Consider the following 22,006-nt stretch of genomic DNA (forward strand, 5'->3'; position numbering starts at 1 on the left):
TAACCTACCCACTAACCAAATATGAGTTTTAATTTTTTCCCGGCGCCTGCCGCACATAAAGAACTATTGCCCGAAGATCGCGTAAATTCCAGCTATTGGAAATTGCGCTTGCAGGTTTTTGCAGGCATATTTTTGGGCTACACCGCTTATTATTTTGTAAGGAAGAATTTTTCTTTCGCCATTCCCGATCTGATTAAGCAAGGTTACACCAAAGGACAATTGGGCGTTGCACTTTCGGCACTTTCCATCGCCTACGGTTTTAGCAAATTTTTGATGGGCAATGTGTCCGACAGAAGCAACGCCCGAATATTTTTACCCGTTGGGCTGGCACTTTCGGCTATTACAATGGTAGTAATGGGTGTTTTCCCGTTCGCCACCTCATCCATTGCCATTATGTTTGTACTGCTTTTTATAAACGGCTGGTTTCAGGGAATGGGCTGGCCACCATGCGGCAGGGTAGTAGTGCACTGGTATTCTATAAAAGAGCGAGGCCGGGCAATGTCTATTTGGAACCTGGCGCATAACGTTGGTGGGTTTATGGTTGGCCCGCTAACCATTTGGGCAATAGAAATATTTGTGGGCTGGGAAAGTAAGCTGTATTTCCCCGGCATGGTAGCCATATTTTTTTCATTTATCGCTTACCTTTTAATTAGAGATACGCCACAATCCTGCGGTTTGCCACCCATCGAAGTGTATAACAACGATTACTCCAAAACCTACGATACCTCTCAGGAAAAAGAGTTTACGGCAAAGGAAATATTTTTTAAGTATGTTTTTAACAACAGGCTTTTATGGTACATCGCCATTGCCAATGCGTTTGTATATTTGGTACGAAATGGCATTGTGAACTGGGCGCCTACTTTTTTGGGCGAGGCAAAAGGATATACCACAACCGAGGCCGCCTGGGCATCGTCGTTTTACGAGCTCGCCGCAATACCCGGTACCTTGCTGTGCGGTTGGCTTAGCGATTATATTTTTAAAGGAAGACGAGCACCGGTAACCATCATCTACATGGCCTTAACATTGATTTCAGTTTTGATTTACTGGAAAAATCCTGTCGGGAACCAATGGTTGCAAAATGTATCACTTTGGTCGATAGGCTTTTTAATTTACGGCCCGGTAATGCTCATCGGTGTTCAGGCTCTGGATTTGGTGCCCAAAAAGGCCGCAGGTACAGCAGCAGGCTTAACAGGTTTATTTGGTTATTTTATTGGCGATTTACTTGCAAACGCAGCCGTGGGGCACTTGGTTGATGATTTCGGTTGGGATGCCTGTTTTATAGCGATCGTTGCCGCATGTGCGCTTGCTATTGTATTCACCGCTTTCACCTGGAGAAGAGAAAAACGAAATTTAATTGGTGCCAAATAATGATGAGCAATGAAACCTAAAAATGTTACAAACGCTAGCTTGCTCTTTCAGCGTTGATAAAATTTAATAAACGATGATCAATTATTCAAGGTAAGTCATCCGATGAATATTGGCAACATGTAAATATTCATCGGATGACTATCTGACCACTGAACAAATAAACTAGTGAACCAATAAACCTAATTTGTCAAATGAGAACACTTTTTAAAAGAACCCTAATCGCCTTAAGCTTATTGTTAGCTTTAAACAGTATTGCCGTAAATGCCCAAACGGTAAAGTGGGATAGTACATACAGGCCGGGTAAATATGCAGAGCTTGCGGCTAAGTTTAAGGCCGATCCGAAGTCGAAAAAAGACTTTGTATTTTTGGGAAACAGCATCACTGCGGGTACCGATTGGGCCAGGCTGTTGGATTTGCCACAAGCAAAAAATCGGGGTATCTCTGGCGATATTACCTTTGGCGTACTCGATCGGTTGCAAGATGTAATTGATGGCAAACCGGAGAAAATTTTCATTTTGATCGGCATAAATGATATCTCGAGAAATATTCCCGACAGCATTATTTTAAGGAACTATAAAACAATGATTGCCAGAATTAGAAAGGGATCGAAAAAGACGCAAATTTATTTCAACACGCTTTTGCCCGTTAATAGCTCCTTTGAAAAATTCAAGAACCACTACGGAAAGGACGAACATATCCTCTGGTTAAACGATCAGATTAGGAAATTTACAGCGAAAAATGTAACGGTAATTGATTTATATCCCGTGTTCTTAGATCAAAGCAACCACTTAAAAGCTGAGTTAACTAAAGATGGGTTGCATTTGATTCCTTCAGGATACCAGGTGTGGGCAGATTTTTTGAAAAAGAGCGGTTATTTGAAGTAGTGCTGTCATCCTGAACGCAGTGAGGGATCCCCAAGCGATGGAACGCTGCCTTTAATACAGCACCAACCAAAACGGCGAAGGGGGGCTGGGGGGCTCAGGTTCCTGTGGTAAGTGGGTTAAGGGTTCTTCCTTCGTCAGATCCGATAGCTATCGGATGACATTTATTCTTGCTGTCATCCTGAATGCAGTGAAGGATCCCTAAGCGATGGAACACTGCCTATAATACAGCACCAACCAAAGCGGCGAAGGGGGGCTGGGGCGCTCAGGTTCCTGTGGTAAATAGGTTAGGGATTCTTCCTTCGTCAGAATGACATTCATTCTTGCTGTCATCCTGAACGCAGTGAAGGATCTCCAAGCGATGGAAAGCTAGCGTCAATAAAGCAGCCGCCAAAAGAGCGGGTAGGATCGGGGTGCTCAGGTTCCTATGATAAATAGGTTAGGGATTCTTCCTTCGTCAGATCCGATAGCTATCGGATGACATTTATTCTTCCTGTCCTCCTGAACGCAGTGAAGGATCCCCAATCGATGGAATGCTGCCGATAATACAGCACCAACCAAACGGCGAAGCGGGGCTGGGGGTGCTCAGGTTCCTGTGGTAAGTAGGTTAAGGGTTCTTCGCGATGCTCAGAATGACAGAAGGAAAAAGACTATCAAATCAAAATACTTTCCCCAGCGGAAATAACCGTTTCCTTAGTTATCTCTTTCAGGTTTGAAATACTTCCAAGCTTCTTCGCCTCGCTATATTGAAGAATAAATCGTTCACTTTCTTTATTTTCATCACCATTAAAAATAACGCCCTTAATTGGGATTTGATATTGCTTCAATAAGTTGATGGATAATAAAGTGTGATTAATGCTGCCCAGGTAATTCTGAGAGACCAGAATCACTTCAACGGCGAGTTTCTTGATCAAATCGACAATCAAGTCTTTCTCATTTAGCGGAACCATTAATCCCCCTGCACCTTCAATAATCAAATTGTTACTGGTATTGGGCATTGCAATCTTCGCCATTTCTATTTCAATTCCGTCCAATCGGGCCGATAAATGCGGCGAAAGCGGTTGTGTCAGTCGGTAAACTTCGGGGTGAATAACCGTTTTTTGATTGCTGATCAGCGATGCAACGGCCAAACTATCGCTTGTTTCCAGATCTCCCGATTGTATGGGCTTCCAATAATCGGCCTTGAGCTTCTCTGTTAAAATGGCACTAACCAGCGTTTTTCCTATTCCCGTTCCAATTCCCGTAACAAAATATGTAGTCATTTTACTTAATCTTTTTAAGGTGTTTTACTAGCGATGCGATTTCTTCGTCCGAATTATAGTTATGCAGGCAAATCCTCAAACGCTCTTTGCCAAGCGGAACCGTAGGGCTCAAAATGGCACGAACATCGAACCCATTTTTTTGCAAATGCCCCGCAACTGCTTTAGTTTCGCTATTCGACGAAAAAACTACTCCCTGAATGGTGCTGTTGCTCTCCATCAACTGCAGATTATTTTCGTTTGCAAGCTTCTTAAACAAAGCAATTTTTTGATGAATAACTGTTTGGTCGATCTCCGGAAGCAACTGATATGCTCCCCAAATTAGCGCAATGTTGTGTAATGGTGCTGCTGTTGTGTAAATAAATGATCTGGCGAAATTGATTAGAAAATTTCTTAGGGTGTTGCTACCGAGCACAATAGCCCCGTGCGAACCCAACGCCTTACCGAAAGTTACAACCCTCGCAAAAACACGGTCTGCAAGTCCGAGCTGATTTACAAGGCCCGTTCCATGATGACCGAATATGCCTGTTGCGTGTGCCTCATCAACAATGAGGTTTGCATTGTAAGTTTCGCAAAGCGATACAATTTCTGTCAAAGGAGCGCAATCGCCGTCCATGGAGTATACACTTTCTACTGCCACAAAGATCTTTCCCTTAGCGATTTTTAACTTGCTTTCGAGGCTGCTCAGGTCGTTGTGCTCAAATCGCTGGCGGTCGGCGTGGCTCATTCTGCATCCGTCGATAATACTTGCGTGAATCAGTTCATCAGTGATAATTGTGTCGCCACGTTGCGGAACCGAAGAAAATAAACCCACATTTGCGTCGTAACCAGAATTGAAGATCAACCCCTTCTCTGCGTCGTGAAAATCTGCAATGTAGGCTTCCACTTCTTCAGTAAATGCCGTGTTGCCGCTTAACAAACGTGAGCCACCCGAGCCATTCGTTGTTCTTCCCAGATCGTTTATTTTGTTTTCTGCAAGTAATCTGAGTTCGTCCGATTTTGCGAAGCCTAAGTAATCGTTTGAGCAAAAATCGACAGGGGGGAAGTGGGTTGATAACTTTCTAATCGAATGATCTACCCTTCGCTGTTCAAGTTTACGGTCGAGAAACTGCTCAATATCGCTCATCGACCAAAAATAACGAAAGCGCTCCGATAATCGGAACGCTTTCTAAAAATAATCAATAATAAAAATAACCAATTATCGATAATCAATTAGCCAAAAAGTCATCGGATGAATCTAGCGAGTGTGCAAGGTATTCATCCGATGACTAACAAACTAATAACCAAATATCAGTGACCAATTAGCAAAAAAGTCATCGGATGAATCTAGCGAGTGTGCCAGGTATTCATCCGATGACTGACAAACTAATAACCAAATATCAATGACCAATTAGCCAAGTAGTAATCGGATGAATCTAGCGAGTGTGCCAGGTATTCATCCGATGACTAACAAACTAATAACCAAATATCAATAATCAATTAGCAAAATAGTCATCGGATGAATCCAGCGAGTGTGCCAGGTATTCATCCGATGACTAACAAACTAATAACCAAATATCAATAATCAAATAGCAAAATAGTCATCGGATGAATCTAGCGAGTATGCCAGGTATTCATCCGATGACTAACAAACTATTAACCAAATATCAGTATTAGCAAAATAGTCATCGGATGAATCTAGCGAGCGTGCCAGGTATTCATCCGATGACTAACAAACTAATAACCAAATATCAGTGACCAATTAGCAAAATAGTCATCGGATGAATCTAGCGAGTGTGCCAGGTATTTATCCGATGACTAACAAACTAATAACCAAATATCAGTGACCAATTAGCAAAATAGTCATCGGATGACCCTAGCAAGCGTGCCAGGTATTCATCCGATGACTGACCAATGAACTTTTTATCCTTGTGCTGGCGGATTAGAAACCACTGGCGTTTTATCTTTTTGATCGCGGTGACGCATTCCTTTTCTCATTCTTTCGCCTTTTTCTCTGGCCTCAGCACGAAACGCTTCCATTTTGGTTTTCTGTTCAGCTGTTAAAACTGCATCAATTTTTGCTTTCTGCGAATCGATCGCGGCCTTGCGCTCTTTCATCTTGCCCTTCATGTCGCCTTTATCAGCAGTTCGCCATGCATCTATCTTCTTTGCGTTATCCAATTCTATTGCATAAATCTTCGATTTTTGGTCTGCTGTTAAACTCAGTTGTTTTTCCATTCGGGCAGTTACCCTGTCAGCCCTTTGCTCAGCAGTCATTTTTGGCATCTGCCTTCTTACCCGTTTGGTAGTGTCTTGAGCAAATGCGGCACTTAAACCCATTACCGCGATTGCTATTGTTAAAATTGCTTTTTTCATGTCTATATGTTTATGTGTTTTGTTTAATAGATATGAAAAGCGCAAAAGAGTTTAATGGCGAGTTGTTAAATAAATGTTAATTCTTATTTAACTGGGAAATCGATTTCTGCATTTGCGACATCATTTGGGTTAGCGTTTCAATTGTTGGGTCGGGAGTAGGTTCCGGTAACGATGTAGAAATGTAGGCCTTTGCTTTCCAGATTTCTAATATATCATCTGCACTGATCGTGTATGGATCGTAAACTTTATTATCAGAAATGAGCTTTAAATCTTTGTTTTCCCTGAAACGATTACCCGCACGCTTATACACAACGCCCTCGTTTTTACTGATGACAACGTATGTTTCCCCGGTTTTAATCTCATTCCAGTTATCGAGGTATTCACCTATAATAATACTACCCGGCTGAACCGGAAGCATACTATCGCCCATAATTTCGAAGGCCCTGAAAGTGCCTTGCCTCAAAGCGGGCAGGGGCAACTGAAATTTCGGAAGGTCGCTGATATACTCCGGGTCAGCGTAACCATTAAGGTAACCGGCACTGGCCTTAACCGGAACCAATTCTATATTTTCCTGATCGTCTTTATCAACCGAAATGCTGAGCACCCTTAAGTTAGATCCAGAGCTTTTCGGCTTCGGTTTCCAACTGTCAGATATCTTTTCATTGATGAATTCATCGATCGTTAAGTCAAAATATTCAGCTATTTTTTTTAGTAATTCATATTTAGGCTCCGCACGATCTTCTTCGTAAGCACCAATCAGCGAGCGCTTGATTTCCATAATATCGGCGAAATTCTGCTGTGTGTGGCCTTTTTTCTTTCTGAGATACTTTAAATTATTTGAAATATTTGACATAAAAATAAATTTTATAATAAGTTTGTAATTACTAAAATAATTAGTAATTTTATGCTCATAAAGTTAGTAATATTATTTTGAATTGCAAGAAGCTATACTAAATAGTTTAGTTTTAATTTTTGAACCCATTATTATGAAAAAGTTTGTTTACATCGTTACCGACAGAAATCGCACCAGCATGCATGTAGGCATGAGCTCTGATTTAATTAAAACACTGGATTTTTATAAGCAGATGCCGAACTTATTTTTTGATAGTGGGAAACAACTTACCCGTTTGGTGTACTTTGAAGAATTTAAAACAGAAGCACAGGCGCTGGTTCGGTTCAAATCGATAAGTCGATTTACAAGGATGCAAAAAGAACGTTTAGTACGGTCTTGCAACCCCGATTGGATTGATTTAACCATTGGTTTAGATTTTGAAAACATCCTGCTTCATAGAAACCCAACGAATCAGGTTAAGCTGGCCTTTACGAGTTTGTCTTAATAACTTTAATTTGGTTAATAAAACTGCTCCTGATGCGAGTTATCGCTCCAGAATATGGCTCATCATAATCCTAAATTTTTTCATAGCAAGTTTATGTTTTAATGGAATGCACGAGGCTACGCCGTTTATTTCAAGATCTGTTTAATATAAAAGCTAGCTTAAAAAGATGCTGAATCAAGTTCAGCGAGACGACCGTTCATATAAAAAGCACATATGCCCAAAGGGAAGATGCCATTAGCCGAACTTCTGAGGTTATATTTGAATAATTCTTTTTAGAATGATAGAACGAAGCAATTTAGCATTGAATCTTTTAATAGTAAATTAATTTCGCAATTCACTAATTCTATTATTCAATAATTAACTCATTCTATCATTTTTACCCTTACCAGCCCGGTGCAAAAGTTAAACCGAAAACGCCACCCTTAACATCCTTTCGTTGAAACGGGAAAGCGTAATAAGGCTCTATCACAAAATAACCAAATATGTTTACCCTTAACGATAAGCCTACGCTCATTGCCGGAACGCGTTCGTTGGTGGTTTGGTACGACCCGACAACTTCGCCATTTTCATCTTTAACAGGAATCTCCGTATAAGTAGGCTGGTTTTTAAACACAACTTTCGTGTCGTTTGTCCATGCAACACCCGCATCAAAGAACAAATTCAAGTCTGAAAACAAAAATTTCGACGGAATTGCCGTCAATTTTTTAGGTCCGGTAAACGGCAGACGAACTTCAAAATTAAACACAGCAATCTTACTTCCGCTCAGTGAGTTAATATCGAAAGATTGTGATGCCGTATTTGAATTGGTCTTGTAGATGGAGTTTACTTCGTAGCCTCTGATCAAGTACGGATAACCGAGATACATCGGGTAGAGGCGATCGGCATCTTTACCTATTCTTAACATATTGTAAGATCTCACTGCAAGGGTAACCGGTTTCGCCCTCCAATATTTTCTCAAATCGACGGTAGCACCTGCAAAATTGTAAGTTCCAAAATACTTTTCTCCAGCCACGCGATACCTAAATCCATCGAGCGGACCAGTGAGGCCGAAAATCGAATTATCGCCAACAAAGCCTGCATTCAATTGATATAAAGTAAATGAATTGAAAGGGATGCCGTAATCGTTGCTTGCCTGTTCGTTAGACAGTTTACTACGTTCCGAACCGAGGTAATAGCCGTTGGGGCTGTAATAATTGCTGTACCGATCAACGCGATAGCTGTAATGAGAAAATGCGCCACCAAGTTCAAAGCGATGGATTTTACTGAATGGATAAGCGCCAAATACCTGCACCTGATCTTCGAAAGTTCTGATGATATCGGTGCGGTAATTTATTGCATCCGTTGTTGTGTTATTGCTTGTGGGCAGCTGCTCAAAACCGTACGAGCTAAAACCCGAAACGTAAGGAATATGCGAAATTGCCGCTCCCCAGTTGATCCTGCTCTTTTGATTGATATAACCCACCAAGCCGCCAAAGTCGTAAATTTCGCCGTTAACCGATAAATTTGCAATAATTTGGTTCGTGCCCAAAATATCACTGAACATGCCAACAATGCCTCCCGAAACACCTGTTCCGAAACGACTTGAAGATACACCCACGCCGCTATTGGCCAGATAATCTAGCCTGAACTTAGGTTTATATTGGACAGTCTTCATCGAATCGGCTACAATTTTTTCGAAACGATCGAAATTTCTTAGGTTTGAGTTGATAATGTTTACCCCGAAGTTTTCCATCGGAGGAAGAATTGCCGCGTCGAAATTTTCTTCCTGATTGCCAATGCGCTTGGCCTTAAAACTGTCGAGCTTAGCATTGTACAAAGTGTATCGTTGATAGCGGTAGTAGCTGTACACAATCTCGTCCGTAGTAGAGACGGATATGGCCGGAGAAAACTCGGTTATTCCACTGATTCCGGTAAAATAATCGGTCAATTGATCTACCGTATTATCGGCAAAGTTATATTTATACAGGTTTCTGAATCCATCTCTGTTTGATAAGAAGTAAACGTTCTTACTATCCGACGAAAACTGGGCATTTAAATTGTTTGCTCCCGGAAACACATCTAAATTCGTAACCGTTTTGGCTGCAATATCGTAAACGGCCAAATTTATCGGCAAAACAGCATTTGTGGTTTGCGCCTGTATCGCAGCTCTGTCTGATGAGAATACCAGTTTTTTCCCATCAGGAGAATAATTCGGTGCATAATCAGAGTAAATGTCGTTGGTAATTTGAGTAACTGTTTTTGTATCAAGATTGTAAGAAAAAATGTCGCTTTGCCCTTCAACCATGCCCGAAAAAGCAATGTCTTTTCCGTTTGGCGCCCAGGTCAGGTTCCCAAATTGCGCTACCTGATCCATAGCGGTTTGAGAAACGGTTGCTCCGCTAGCTACATCAATAATCATCATCTGATTTCTGCCATGACTAAAAATACTAAATGCAAACTGTTTGCTATCGGGCGACCATGCACCGGCAGATTCAATGAAATTGAAATCGTCTATATGCCCGTTTGAAATCTGACTGCTGAGCTTCCGGATAATTCGACCGGTTTTCGCATCGGCCAGAAATAAATCAATTCCGAAGAGGTCTTTTTCAGACATAAAGGCCAAATATTTACCATCGGGGCTTAATGCCGGGGCAACATTCATATTTCCGGCGTTTTTATTATCGATAATTTTTGTTCCCGTAATCTTAATTTGCGAACTATCTGCCTTCAACATTGGTTTATAATGCGCATCAATGGCATTTTTCCATAAGCCGGATAAAGTTTTGTCATCATAACCAAATGTATAACGAATGGCATTTTCATAACCATATTTTGCAGTATTTTTAAACAAGGGAACAATAGTGGTATCGCCATATTGCGAGCCAATGTAGGTCCAGAATGCTTGTCCGTAACGGTAGGGGAAATACTTATTTGAGTTTGTTAAGTCTTTGAGCGATGGAATATCGCGATTAAGCATCGCATCTCTCATCCACATTGATGTAAATGCGTCTTTTTTACCGATTGATAAATACTCTGCCATGCCCTCAACCATCCAGAGTGGCGTTTGGCCTACATTTTCGAGGCTAATGGAGTCTTTTTCGAGCAGGGTGTGATATTGAAAGGCATGCACCAGCTCGTGGCCCAAAACATGCCGTGTTTGGCTGTTCAATTCCATTACCGGCATAATAACCCTGTTTTTTAGGGCCTCGGTAACACCGCCTGTTCCAATTCCTATTTCGCCATTTAAAACTGTAGTTTGCTGAAAATCGGGGTGGTTATTGTACAGGATTAATGGATTTTTCGTTACAAACGTATCCCTGAAAACCTCCTGATGCATTTTATACCAGGTTTCAGCATCTTGCGAGAATCTTTTAAGCAGGTTTTCGTTTTTTAGGTAATAGTAAATTTCAAAGTGCGGAGTTTGGAGCACCTTAAAGTCAAGCTTTTTATATCTTACCTTGTTCTGCCCGAAGTACTGCGCCTGGGCCGAAAAAGAAATCATAAACAAAAGCAGCATAGGGAAATATCGCTTCAAAATAGTAGAGCTTATTTTCATATAGGTTGTTTTAGTGTGCAATAAAATCTATCAAAGTACAGGAAATAAAAATAGCGAATGTTTAGTTCATTATCAGGAATTTAACATTTAATATAAACCAGTGTGAGCCTAGTTTTCGTTATTTTGTTTTTTCTCTCTTTCCTCTTGTCGTTGTTTTCGCCTTAATTCCCTTTCTTCTTTCTTGGAAAGCGGGGCAGTTGTTGCCGGTTGATTTTGAGCGGGTTCAGGCTTCTTTTCTTCTTTTTTAACCACCTTGGGCTGCTCTGTGGCCGGTTGATCTTCCTGATCAGGCGTCTCTGGCACAATAAATTCTGTCGAATCTACCGCAACACTATCGGTGGTGGTGGTATCTACAACAATGCGAGGACTAGGGCAATTATAGGTTCTGGTAATATCAACCGTAGCTTTAGGAAACGGTCCGTAAGTGTAGCCCGTTGATGGATCGAGGTAAACTTTCTCCATAAATTTTGCAAAAATCGGTAGGGCAGTCCTCGAGCCTTCACCTTGCTCGCCATTTTTAAAGTGGGCGGTTCTTTCATCGCAACCCACCCAAACGCCAGTTACCAGATCTTTGGTGAGCCCCATGTACCAGGCATCAACATAATCAGACGAGGTGCCTGTTTTACCACCAATTTGGTTGTTCTTTTTAAACAGGTTCGGCCATTCCCACAAAGCTTGCGAGGTGCCTCCGGGTTCTTCCATACCTCCGCGAAACATATAAGTCATTAACCAGGCAATTTCTTCAGTTAACGCCCGTTTGGTTTTTGGCTTAAATTCTTCGATCAGGTTATCATCCAAATCGGTAATTTTCTCCACCAAAATCGGGTCAGTTTTAATTCCCTTGTTCATAAAAGTGGCATAAGCCTTAACCATTTCATAAACAGAAACGTCGTTAGAGCCCAGGCTCACCGAGGGTACCGATTCTAAATGGCTATCTATTCCGCACTCGTGTGCAGCCTTTACCACATTATCCCAACCTACTTTTTCGGTAAGTTGGGCAGTAATTGTGTTTACCGATTTTGCCATCGCCCAACGTAAGCTCATTTCGCGGTAGCTAACGCTGTAATCAGCATTTTTTGGTTCCCAATATTTGGTTTCCCCTTTATCCTGATATTCAATTTTTACCGGTTTATCGGTCAGTTTATCGCAGGGGCTCATTCCTTGTTCAAGCGCCGTTAAATAGGCAAATGGTTTAAAGGTAGATCCGGCCTGTCTTTTTGCCTGGTTTACATGGTCGTATTTGAAGAATTTGTGATCGATACCACCAACCCAAACTTTGATTTTTCCGCTCGCCGGCTCCATCGTCATCATACCCGTATTCAAAATCTTACCGTAATAACGAATCGAATCCAGCGTGGAGAATAAAGTATCGCGGTCGCCTTTGTAAGTAAAGATTCGCATCTTCTTTTTCTTGTTGAAATAGGCCAGCACCGAGTCGGGATTATTGGGGAATTTTTTCTGCAGCATGGCATAAATAGGCAGGTTCTTCATGGCCCTGTCGGGATAATCGACCTTTTGCTTTTCCGAATCATACCACGGATCTTCGTTTCCCCAAACATTATAAAATCTACGTTGTAAAATTCTCATCTGATCGGCAACTGCCTCCTCGGCATACTTCTGTAGCTTCGAATCAATGGTGGTGTAAATTTTTAATCCATCTTCGTATAAATCGTAACCGTTATCCGTACACCACTTTTCGAGGTATTTGGCCACAGCACTTCGCAAATACGAATCGCCATCGCTGCCGTCCTGCATTTCGCCTTCTTTCAGTTTTATGGGTTCTTTCGAAAGGATCGACAAGCTGTCTTTGCTCAAATAATTGTATTTGTTCATTTGGGCAAGCACTACATTCCTTCTTTCAAGCGCCTTATCGGGGTTTTTAGTCGGGTTGTAAAGTGTAGTGCCCTTTAACATACCAACAAGCATGGCCGCATCGGTAGTAGAAAGATCCTTTGCTTCCTTGTCGAAATAAATTCTACTTGCCGTTTTTATTCCGTAAGCATTGTTACCAAACGAAACGGTATTGAGGTACATGGTCAGAATCTCGTTTTTAGGATAATTCGCTTCCAGTTTAACTGCCGTCATCCACTCTTTAAGCTTTACAATCAGTGTTCTTACCAAAGGGATTTTAACCAGCAGTCCTTGCGATTTGTTGTACCGGGTGCGATACAGGTTTTTGGCCAGCTGTTGTGTTATCGTACTTGCTCCACCATCTTTACCAAATCCGATTACCGCACGGCCAACTGCCTGAATGTCAATACCCCAATGTTTGTAAAAGCGAACATCCTCCGTAGCCACCAATGCTTTTACTACACTTGGCGAAATTTCATTGAAGTTAACAGGGGTTCGGTTTTCTTTAAAATACCTTCCAATTAATTTTCCGTCGGCAGTATAAAGTTCAGAACCAACACGAAGCGTAGGCTCTTTAATGTCCGAAACGCTGGGCGAGTAGCCAAATAACCATAAAAAATTGAGTTGAAGAGCGGAAAAGAAAATTATTATAAAAAATATAAATATCAGGGGATAGCGTAAGTACTTGTTTTTTATCTCTTTAAACATATTGGTTAAGATGATCTTGAGTAAATGCTGAAAAGGTTAAATATAAAAAACTCTAAATGCAAATCAGCCTATTTAATATACTATTTTTTAGTTCTATATTTAAAGATATTGATTCTGCAATTTTACCGAGACAAAATAGAAATATGAAGAACGAATTTAAAGATCTGATTGTATATGGCGACCACAAATTTTCGATCAAAAAAGCGAAGACCGATTTTACCGGAACTTACAGTAAGGAGAAAGCAAAAGACGCGTTAATTAAATCAAAAATTGAGGTCAATCAGCTTCAGGAAAGACTTTATGCTTCAGATACGCATTCGCTTTTAATTATTTTTCAGGCGATGGATGCTGCCGGAAAAGATAGCGCAATTGAGCACGTAATGAGTGGCTTAAATCCGCAGGGATGTCAGGTATTTAGCTTTAAAGTGCCCACATCAGAGGAATATGAACACGATTTTTTATGGAGACATTACAAGGCGCTGCCAGAGCGTGGGCGGATAGGCATTCATAATCGCTCCCATTATGAAAATGTGCTGGTTTGTAAAGTGCATCCGGAGTATATTTTAAATGAGAAAATTCCGGGTGTATCTGAGCTGAAAGATGTAAATAAAGCGTTTTGGAAACAACGGTATGAAAGTATCAGAAATTTTGAGCAGCATTTAATTGCCAATGGAACGGTGATTTTAAAGTTCTTTTTAAATGTGGGAATGGATGAGCAAAAGCAACGTTTTTTAGATAGAATTGACGATCCTGCGAAGAACTGGAAATTCTCATCGGGCGATATTAAAGAACGGGCCTTGTGGGATAAGTACATGAAAAGCTATGAAGAGGCTATAAACGAAACGAGCACTGCAGATGCACCTTGGCACATTATTCCGGCCGACAAAAAGTGGTTTGCCAGATTGGCGATAAGCGAAATTATTGAGGATAAATTGAAAAGTTTAAACTTAAAATTCCCGGTTCTGGGAGAGGAGGAACAAGCGAAACTGAGCGAAACGAAACTTGCTTTGCTGAATGAATGAGCAGGGAGTCCTCAGTCCTGAGTCTGGAGTCCTGAGTCCAAAGTAGGGAGTTTGGAGTACTGAGTCTGGAGTACTGAGTCTGGAGTACTGAGTAGGGAATACAAGATGTAGCAATACGCCTGTACCCTCAACCTTAAACCTTTCGCCCTCGACCCTTATTGGCGCTTGAATAAAAAAAATGCAGGTCTATAAGCCGGGTTCTGTTTCCTGAGTAATCAGGATTTCTATCATTAATCTACTGTAAACGTTGCCGTTTACCTCTAACGACCTACCCACTAACATCGGACGGGCCGCCCTTTATCCCGACGTAAAGCCGGAATGTTAGCCTATTTGGTCTTTCAACTCCCGGGGTTTACAAACCACTGCAGTCGCCTGCAATGCTCGTGCGCTCTTACCGCACGTTTTCACCCTTACTCCGATTTATCGGAGCGGTATATTTTCTGTTGCACTGATCCGTAATTCAGGTCTTCAATCCCGAATCCCTTTCCGTTAGAAAGCGAGATGCCCTGTGTTGCCCGGACTTTCCTCTCTCTCCATAATCCGATAGGAATCGAATCGAGACAGCGATAGAACAACCTGCATTTTTTTTGCAAAGATGGGCTTTTTTGAGCAAAAAGGTGTTAAAGTTTAGTCTTTATTGTTTCCCTCCATTTACCGTCATTTCGAAAGGGGCTTTTTCGCTCCTGAGAAATCTGTTACCTAGTTACACCGGTTTTGCGGTTAGTACTGGTACGAAATGTGATGGGTTATTGTATATAACGTTATTTTTTACAATTCTCCAAATCTTTCGAAACCTCGCTATAAGGCACGAAGGCTTGCTTATTGCCAAAAGAGTTGGTCACATAAGTGATTACCTGGGCTACATCAATATCCGCCATTTCGGGAAAAGCAGGCATTTTTTCTTTGTATTCCTTACCATGAATAACAAAGGTTTCGTTCGCTCCGTTTTTAACAATACAGGCCAAACGGGCTTTGTTGCTCTTTAAAAAAACAGAATCGGTTAGGGGCGGAGCAAGCAGGCCGAGCCCCTCGCCGTTTTCACCGTGGCAGTTCTGGCATTTGGCCTGATAAATGTCTTTTCCGTTCGACATGTAATTTTGCAGGTCAATTTCTTCCTGACTTTGACAGGATACAATTACCGCAATAACCGAAGAGACGAAAATAGAAGTAATGATGTATTTGCGCATGTATGTTTTGTTACTTAATGGGCCCATGAAGCATTAAAAAAGGCATGATGTGTGGTAAATCGTTTCGCTTTAGTCCTTCGGCTTTGGCCTTTAGTCTCTAGTCTTTTGCTTTCACCTTTCAGCTTTACTCTTTCAGCTTTTAGCTTTACCGTTCTACTTTTTATATTCGGCCAGCAAAACCGGAATATCTTTTTTCAATTGCTCAACCTGCTCTTCTTTGGTGCCATCGTAAGCGCCACGAATTTTTCGGTCCTTATCAATTAAAACGAGATAACCCTGATGTATGTAACCGTCTTTTGCGGTGCTATCTTCGCCAACTGCAACCAGATAATTTTTTTCGGCCAAAGTATATACACTGTCTTTAGTGCCGTACAAAAATTGCCATTTTGGTCCGTCTACCCCCAATTTTTGAGCGTATTTTTTCAAGGCGTGGGGTTTATCGTATTTAAAATCAATGGTGTGCGATAGGAACATCACCTCCGGATTATTTTTAAATTCATTATATACAGTGAGTAAGTTACGGTGCATAATCGGGCAAATAGTGCTGCAAGAGGTGAAGAAAAAATCCGCCACGTACACTTTTCCATCAGTAATTTTGTTGGTAACCACAACGCTGTCTTGATTTAAGAAAGACCAATCGGGAATTGTTTGATAAACGGTATCAATCCTCTCCACGCCCGAAGCATCCTTCACAACCTCTGTCTGGCGATCGCCATAAATTGGAAGTTTTTTTTCTTGCTGACATGAGGAAAGGATGCTCACAGACAATAAGCAAAGTGCAACTGAAGATATAATTTTGTTCATGTTTATGTATTAAAATGTAAATATACAACCTCCGCCCGGGCAGCGGGCATTTAATTCGGTTTTGTTACTTGCTCAAACCAGGACTTGCCCGTCAAAGATAGTAAACGCAGAAAGAACAACTAATCTGTCTGCGTAAACTTGTATAATCTGTGAAAATTTTTAGTGCTTATGGTGTTCCATGCCCATTTTTTTTGCTGGCACAACGTTAAAGATTTTCAAAACCGAATCAGATTGTCTGGTAACGTCGATATAATGATCTTCTACTGCCCTAATCTTAACCATTTCAGATTTATAATATTCAAGGGTTTCCTGTTCCGTTTTCCCCTTGAAATCATCGTTGAAAAAGTGCATCCAGTCCATCATGCCTTCGTCGGCAATATTTAGCTTTTCAATCAGTGTTACCAGTTCGCTAGAATCAGCAATGGAACTTACCTTGCCCGATTTTAAGATTGAATCGAGCCTCATTCTGTTTTTTACCACTTTTTCGCCATCCACCATCAACTTGTCGTGGATGTTTAACACTTCTTTTTTCACTGCTTTCGAGTCTGGCTCGGTTTTGCACGCACTAAAAAGCAATGCGAATAAGCAAAAAGCCAATGTTGTTGTATTTTTCATGTGTATTGGTTTAGAAATTATAGGTTACGCCTACATAGAGCTTTCCGGCGCTCATTGGGTGATCGGTTTCTCCTTCCCAAATGTTTTTTTGAATCCCGGCGTTTAAGGCAACATTCTTGTAAAACACATCCAGGCCAACGCCACCCATTAAGTTATTCATTACATGCTCGCCGGTTTTTACGCCCTTATATTTTTCTCCGCCTGAGTACTCGTAAAAAAACTGCGCCGATGGCATCACCTGCACGTCTTTACCGATACGCTGAACATAAAAGATGTTTAAAAAGCTGGTTGTACTATTGGCGATGCCCTCATCGCGGCTGTTGGTTCCGTTTACTTTGTACGATGTGTTCAAGCTGGCCCCGAACTTGCCCAGGCCGACCATATAATTGAGATAAACGAAACCGTCGGTACTGCCAGTTCCTCCCTGCATTAATGACGAATAGCGGATGCCTTCCATATTTTTGAAATCGTTCTTTCCTGTGGGCAATTTTATCCCCGCACCAGCGATCAATTGCTGTTTGAAGCCATCGTCGAGCTTTTGCACCAGATGATATCCTGCGTAAACGTTTACATCTCCGATGCCCGAAATTGACGAAGTGTAGCCGTTATATCGTTCGCTGTTTGCAACATAGGGGACAATTGCATTGATTTCGAGCCGACTGTTGATAAAATATTTGCCCCTGATTTCTAACGAACGGTAAAGTTCATAATCATCGGGGTTACCAGCATGGCCCGTTATTGGCGAATTTTGACTTCGGGCGGGGATGAAGAACTTGCCACCGTTAGGAAATAACGAATGCGACTGGCCATCGTAGCCGCTGAATGACCGGTAACGATACAACAGGCTGATGCTGTTGCGATTATAGTAGGGTGTAATGCCCATAAAGCATCCGCAAATATCGCAGGCAAAACTTTGGGTACCTGCAAAAACGAATAGTAAGATCAACAGCTTACGATTCGCTAAATAATGTATTTTTGATAAATTCATGATCTGTTAAAGTTTTTAAAAAGTCTTTAATCTGTTCTCTTTGCATTGAATTGAGTTGAATGCCGCTTTTAAGCTGTGCATCGAGATTTGCCGATCCCTTTACGCCAGAATTATAGTGCTCAAGAACTTCGTCGAGGTTGTAAAAACGCCCGTCGTGCATGTACGGTCCCGTATATCCTATGTTGCGAAGTGTGGGTACTCTGAATGTTCCGAAATCTGTGCTTAGGCCGGTGATGTGGGCACGTCCCTCGTCGGCACTGGTTAAGTCGAGCCCGTTGCTGCGATAAGAGCAATCGGTAAACAATGGTTCAGCATGGCATTTGGCGCACTTTTCCTTAAAAAGATTGTAGCCTGCGAGCTCGGAAGCGGTAAACGCAGCTCCATTTTCGTTGCGCATTACTTTATCGTACTTTGAATTGCCCGAAACCAGCACCGCCGTAAACTGTGTGATGGATTTTAGAAGGAGCTGCGAATTTATCTCCGACGAGCCGAAGGCATTTTTGAACAGGTCGGGATAAGGTGCAGTGTTCTTTAAAAAAGTGATGATGGTTTGGATATCAGTACCCATTTCGCAGGCGTCGGTAATGGCATTTAGGGGCGAAGTTTCGATGTTTTTAACGCCACCATCCCAAAAAAACGCTTTCTGCCAGGCCAAATTGAACAATGGCGGCGCATTACGCTTTCCCTGGCAATTGTTAACGCCGTGACTCACTTTATGGTCGAGGTTGGCAAAGGCTGCAAATTGCTGATGGCAACTTCCGCACGAAACACTCTTATCGGCCGATAAACGGGCATCATAAAACAATTTTTTGCCCAACGCGAAGCCCGCATTGGTTAATTTATTGTCCTTAAAATCGTAAGCCGGAGCAGGGAAGTTAGACGGTACGGAGAAAGCAATATGCGCTTCTTCCGGCTTAATCTCGTCCTCATTTTTACTACAGGCGTACATCAGTGCCATGCTGAGGAACAGCATGGCAAAGACGATTGCTTTGCTCGACATATTAATTGTGAATATGATCTAAACGGAACAAACCCTTTGAATAATTATCGGCAACAATTACTGAATTTGCGCCTCCCATTGTTAGGTTGAGTGTGGCAAAGCTTACATCGGTTGTGCCCGTAAAAAGCGCCGCAGCATTTACGATAAAGTGCATGTCGGGTTTGGCGTCTGTTCTAACACGTAAAGGGTTGGCCGCATTAATCGCCGCAGTGAAGGTTCTGATTGTATTATTTGGATCAACTACGCCGCCGATATGAAAGGTTAGTGCGTTGCTTGCCGCTGTAGACTGTGGCGAAGTTCCTTCTAATTTTACAAAAATGTAACCGCTGTTCCAGGTCCAAAACATGCCATTAACCGGATCGAGTGCACCGGTTTGTGCGCCAGCGAAATTACGGGCATAATCAACTCCAATGGTGTATTCTATTTTGTTGTAATCGCCTGTCGGGATGTCGTTTACCGTAATCAGTTTCGATGCAGGTTTCGATTCATCAATTAAAAAATAACTTTCAGGAACTAAAAAAACCGTTCCGTCAGCCTTGCTTAATTTTATGTTGCTCACATAATATTTAAATACGTTGATCTTAAAATCTTCGCCCTTTGCGTTTTTGTAAGTGTTGGTGTTCAACGTTAGCGGCGATCCGTTTACCTGATGTTCAAACTCCATTGTAAAACTAGATTTTGAATCTGCGGCTGGTTGGTCATCGCCTTTTTTGCATGATGATAAAAGTATAATCGGGCATAGCAATGCCAATAAGTATGATGATAATTTCATTTTGAAATCGATTTAAGTGAACTGAATATTACGCTGAGTGGAAACCCGATCAAATTTTTTAAGTATCGAATTTCTTTGGAAACGTCTCAAGCGTAGTTTCAGCAATTTATAGTGCTGCGCATAACAGATGGTTGTTTCAGGCTTTAGCTTTCGCTTTGCTCAGTTCCGATAACTTTCGGTCTGGAAATGCTTTAACCCAGCCGAGTCAATGTAAGCGCCTGAAAATAAATGACTTAAACCGTCTTGGGCGGATGGAAAATGGAAGCAGAAAGGTCTTTAACAGGTTTTTCGAGATAACCGCTTTCTGAGGTGATAATGAAATATGGAATGTTCGGATTGATGGCAAGAACCTGAAATTTAGGCTCAGCCTCGGCAATCCTTTTCAGGTTTTCTTGAACTTGCTTGTTTTTTCCGTCGAGGTCTTTTAGCTTTTTAGCCAAAAAACACTGACCATCGCAATGCAGTTCGGGGTGTTGTTTGTTAACGCAAAATACACTGCTGATGTAAGCTTTGTTGAGGTTGTATCCAGAATAAACCAATAAGGGCATCACTCCGTTTGAGATGGAGCAAATTACTAAAAGGTAGATCAGGATTCTCTTTATCATGGTATTGCTGCAAAAGTATTAAAGAAATTGGTTGAAGCAAAAGAAAAAATGAGAATGACGTTTAAAGAACAATGATTGCGATCAACGGGGGCGGGCGCTTTAGATAAAGAGCGAATGAATAAAGGCTTGAGGGATCTAAATTAAAGTAAGGTCCGATATAAATTTGAAATCCTTCAAGTTAAGTGTGTACAATTCTATATTGTGAACAATCGCTGTAGATGCAATAAGTGCATCAGCGAGGTTAAGATTATGTGAGAGTGAAAATTCATCTACCAACTTTACTGCTCTGGTAGAAATTATAGAAGAAATGGGAAGAACAATTAGTTTATTGATGTCCATTCTGATTAGATCAAACTCTTTTTTATTTCTTGCACCATAAAGTAATTCCGCACAAGAAACATCAGAGATGGCAACATTGTCTTGACCTAATTTTCTAAGCACATCAATGATCAAATCGTTTCCTTTGTAGATTTCAATAAAGATATTTGTATCACACAAAACCATTATTTTTTCCACGCCTTATGTCTAAGCTCTCGAGCCTCGATGTCATAATCGCTCCAAATGCCTTTAGAAAGAGAGAATTCTTTTGATTTCTCACCTATAACTGGTCGAGTTGATTTAATCTCAGCATCGATATCCCATGATTTAAGGAAGTTTAATAAGGCATCAATTTTACGTTGCTCTATATCGTCTTTTAATATTATTTCCGTCATGATATCATCTATTACTTGTAAATATAACAATTTGAAATTAGTTTACTCAATTCAAAATGCACACCAAATGCTGGTTTGATTAAAAGTACAAGTAGATCGCTTTAAAAACGTAGCTATTGATACAAAAGTAAACAAGACGGAAACATGAAAACACGGAAAAAATAAATTTGCATGCTTTTTTGCCATTGGCGATCTCCCTGATAAAAAGCACCTGTGTTTTTAGTTTACATCCATTATTGTTATCTTGCAGTACACAAAATGAAACAATATGAGATTATTAACAACAATTGCGTTAATGATGGTACTATCATCGTGCTCCAAAACAGAAACTTTAGCTGTTGACCCGGTCTTTAGCGATCCAAATTGGATAAGAATTGAAATTGCAGATGGGAAAGAGGCGCATGCTGTTTATGGAAGTATTGATGATACATTGCTGGTTTCGACCTTGTATGCTATTCATCAAACTACTGATAACGCCAAGACCTGGAATTTAACGAAAAAAGATCACCAGGCGATTTTTGGGTTTTTAGCTAAGGCGGATACGGTTTTTGCTTTATATGCACACCTCCCGAAAAGCCAATCCAATCAGGCCTTAGCTTCTTATTCAGATTATTTTACATTGGATAATGGTTCGACGTGGAAAAATGCTGACCAATTCAAGGTATCTAAACAAAGGTCGCAAGCGTACGGTTTAGTACGTCCGAATAACCAGGTTACGCTTAGAATAAAAGAAAATCTGGAGCCAATTAATGGCAGTCCAAACGCCTCTATTGTATTAAAAAGCGATGTTGAAATTGTTAAAAACGGAACTTCTGACTTGTTGGATCTACCGTTTAATAATCAAATAACCAACTTATATCTTGATAAAAAAGGAAGATTATACGTTTCGGCCACATGTTCAATTCACGATAAAATTTCAGGGAAATATTTAGATTACGAAAAGAGTCAGCCGGCAATAGTTTATATAAGCAAACGGCCAATTTTAGATGTGATTAATTAGGGCTTC

At 41.1% G+C, this 22,006-nt stretch carries 20 protein-coding genes and 1 other RNA gene; 5 read left to right on the plus strand and 16 right to left on the minus strand.

Annotated features, from left to right (window positions below; translation table 11 throughout):
- Positions 1–21: 21 nt before the first annotated feature.
- Entirely contained in the window at positions 22–1,368 is a 1,347-nt protein-coding gene (gene glpT, locus IZT61_RS01430) for a glycerol-3-phosphate transporter (protein WP_196099436.1), read from the plus strand.
- 191 nt (positions 1,369–1,559) lie between these two features.
- On the plus strand, positions 1,560–2,252 hold the full coding sequence (locus IZT61_RS01435) for a GDSL-type esterase/lipase family protein (protein ID WP_196099437.1): 693 nt from the start codon (positions 1,560–1,562) through the stop codon (positions 2,250–2,252).
- A gap of 650 nt (positions 2,253–2,902) precedes the next feature.
- Here IZT61_RS01435 and bioD read toward each other — a convergent pair.
- From bioD to IZT61_RS01455, 4 genes are all read right to left on the minus strand, one after another.
- The gene (gene bioD, locus IZT61_RS01440; RefSeq protein WP_196099438.1) at positions 2,903–3,511 is read right to left on the minus strand and encodes a dethiobiotin synthase; all 609 of its coding nucleotides are present in this window, start codon (positions 3,509–3,511) and stop codon (positions 2,903–2,905) included.
- Between the two features lies 1 nt (position 3,512).
- A complete protein-coding gene (locus tag IZT61_RS01445) occupies positions 3,513–4,634 on the minus strand; it encodes an aminotransferase class I/II-fold pyridoxal phosphate-dependent enzyme (protein WP_196099439.1) in 1,122 nt (373 codons plus the stop codon).
- 776 nt (positions 4,635–5,410) lie between these two features.
- Positions 5,411–5,863 carry a hypothetical protein gene (locus IZT61_RS01450; RefSeq protein WP_196099440.1) on the minus strand — a complete coding sequence of 151 codons (453 nt, stop codon included), beginning with the start codon at positions 5,861–5,863 and terminating at the stop codon, positions 5,411–5,413.
- A gap of 76 nt (positions 5,864–5,939) precedes the next feature.
- The gene (locus IZT61_RS01455) at positions 5,940–6,716 is read right to left on the minus strand and encodes an XRE family transcriptional regulator (RefSeq protein ID WP_196099441.1); all 777 of its coding nucleotides are present in this window, start codon (positions 6,714–6,716) and stop codon (positions 5,940–5,942) included.
- 133 nt (positions 6,717–6,849) lie between these two features.
- On the opposite strand from IZT61_RS01455, the gene IZT61_RS01460 reads away from it, so the two are divergent.
- Positions 6,850–7,200: a GIY-YIG nuclease family protein gene (locus IZT61_RS01460; protein WP_196099442.1), complete on the plus strand. Its 351-nt coding sequence runs from the start codon at positions 6,850–6,852 to the stop codon at positions 7,198–7,200.
- A gap of 382 nt (positions 7,201–7,582) precedes the next feature.
- On the opposite strand, the gene IZT61_RS01465 is transcribed toward IZT61_RS01460, so the two are convergent.
- Positions 7,583–10,735, minus strand: a complete 3,153-nt coding sequence (locus IZT61_RS01465) for a peptidase MA family metallohydrolase (RefSeq protein ID WP_196099443.1) — start codon at positions 10,733–10,735, stop codon at positions 7,583–7,585.
- Between the two features lie 108 nt (positions 10,736–10,843).
- Positions 10,844–13,294, minus strand: a complete 2,451-nt coding sequence (locus tag IZT61_RS01470) for a transglycosylase domain-containing protein (RefSeq protein WP_196099444.1) — start codon at positions 13,292–13,294, stop codon at positions 10,844–10,846.
- A gap of 143 nt (positions 13,295–13,437) precedes the next feature.
- On the opposite strand from IZT61_RS01470, the gene IZT61_RS01475 reads away from it, so the two are divergent.
- A complete protein-coding gene (locus tag IZT61_RS01475) occupies positions 13,438–14,316 on the plus strand; it encodes a polyphosphate kinase 2 family protein (protein WP_196099445.1) in 879 nt (292 codons plus the stop codon).
- Positions 14,317–14,489: 173 nt separating this feature from the next.
- On the opposite strand, the gene rnpB is transcribed toward IZT61_RS01475, so the two are convergent.
- The 10 genes from rnpB to IZT61_RS01525 form a co-directional block, all read right to left on the minus strand.
- Positions 14,490–14,899, minus strand: an RNA gene (gene rnpB, locus IZT61_RS01480) — RNase P RNA component class A.
- 178 nt (positions 14,900–15,077) lie between these two features.
- Positions 15,078–15,503, minus strand: coding sequence for a c-type cytochrome (locus IZT61_RS01485; RefSeq protein WP_196099446.1), 426 nt, complete (start codon positions 15,501–15,503; stop codon positions 15,078–15,080).
- Between the two features lie 153 nt (positions 15,504–15,656).
- Complete coding sequence (locus tag IZT61_RS01490; RefSeq protein WP_196099447.1) at positions 15,657–16,307, minus strand: SCO family protein; 651 nt, start codon at positions 16,305–16,307, stop codon at positions 15,657–15,659.
- Positions 16,308–16,466: 159 nt separating this feature from the next.
- Positions 16,467–16,922: a hypothetical protein gene (locus IZT61_RS01495; protein WP_196099448.1), complete on the minus strand. Its 456-nt coding sequence runs from the start codon at positions 16,920–16,922 to the stop codon at positions 16,467–16,469.
- Positions 16,923–16,932: 10 nt separating this feature from the next.
- Positions 16,933–17,910 carry a transporter family protein gene (locus tag IZT61_RS01500; protein WP_196099449.1) on the minus strand — a complete coding sequence of 326 codons (978 nt, stop codon included), beginning with the start codon at positions 17,908–17,910 and terminating at the stop codon, positions 16,933–16,935.
- On the minus strand, positions 17,873–18,910 hold the full coding sequence (locus IZT61_RS01505) for a cytochrome-c peroxidase (protein ID WP_230383808.1): 1,038 nt from the start codon (positions 18,908–18,910) through the stop codon (positions 17,873–17,875). The genes IZT61_RS01500 and IZT61_RS01505 overlap by 38 nt, the downstream gene beginning before the upstream one ends.
- A 1-nt stretch (position 18,911) precedes the next feature.
- Entirely contained in the window at positions 18,912–19,682 is a 771-nt protein-coding gene (locus IZT61_RS01510; RefSeq protein ID WP_196099450.1) for an MbnP family protein, read from the minus strand.
- Between the two features lie 233 nt (positions 19,683–19,915).
- Positions 19,916–20,287 (minus strand): hypothetical protein, encoded by a 372-nt coding sequence (locus IZT61_RS01515; RefSeq protein WP_196099451.1) that lies wholly within the window; start codon positions 20,285–20,287, stop codon positions 19,916–19,918.
- A 135-nt stretch (positions 20,288–20,422) separates the two neighbouring features.
- Positions 20,423–20,803, minus strand: coding sequence for a type II toxin-antitoxin system VapC family toxin (locus IZT61_RS01520; protein ID WP_230383809.1), 381 nt, complete (start codon positions 20,801–20,803; stop codon positions 20,423–20,425).
- Positions 20,791–21,000, minus strand: a complete 210-nt coding sequence (locus IZT61_RS01525) for a hypothetical protein (RefSeq protein ID WP_196099452.1) — start codon at positions 20,998–21,000, stop codon at positions 20,791–20,793. Before IZT61_RS01525 ends, IZT61_RS01520 begins: the two co-directional genes overlap by 13 nt.
- 268 nt (positions 21,001–21,268) lie before the next feature.
- On the opposite strand from IZT61_RS01525, the gene IZT61_RS01530 reads away from it, so the two are divergent.
- Positions 21,269–22,000 carry a hypothetical protein gene (locus tag IZT61_RS01530; protein ID WP_196099453.1) on the plus strand — a complete coding sequence of 244 codons (732 nt, stop codon included), beginning with the start codon at positions 21,269–21,271 and terminating at the stop codon, positions 21,998–22,000.
- The last annotated feature ends 6 nt before the right edge of the window (positions 22,001–22,006 follow it).

The sequence above is a fragment of the Pedobacter endophyticus genome (genome assembly GCF_015679185.1).
In the GTDB taxonomy this organism is placed as follows: domain Bacteria; phylum Bacteroidota; class Bacteroidia; order Sphingobacteriales; family Sphingobacteriaceae; genus Pedobacter; species Pedobacter endophyticus.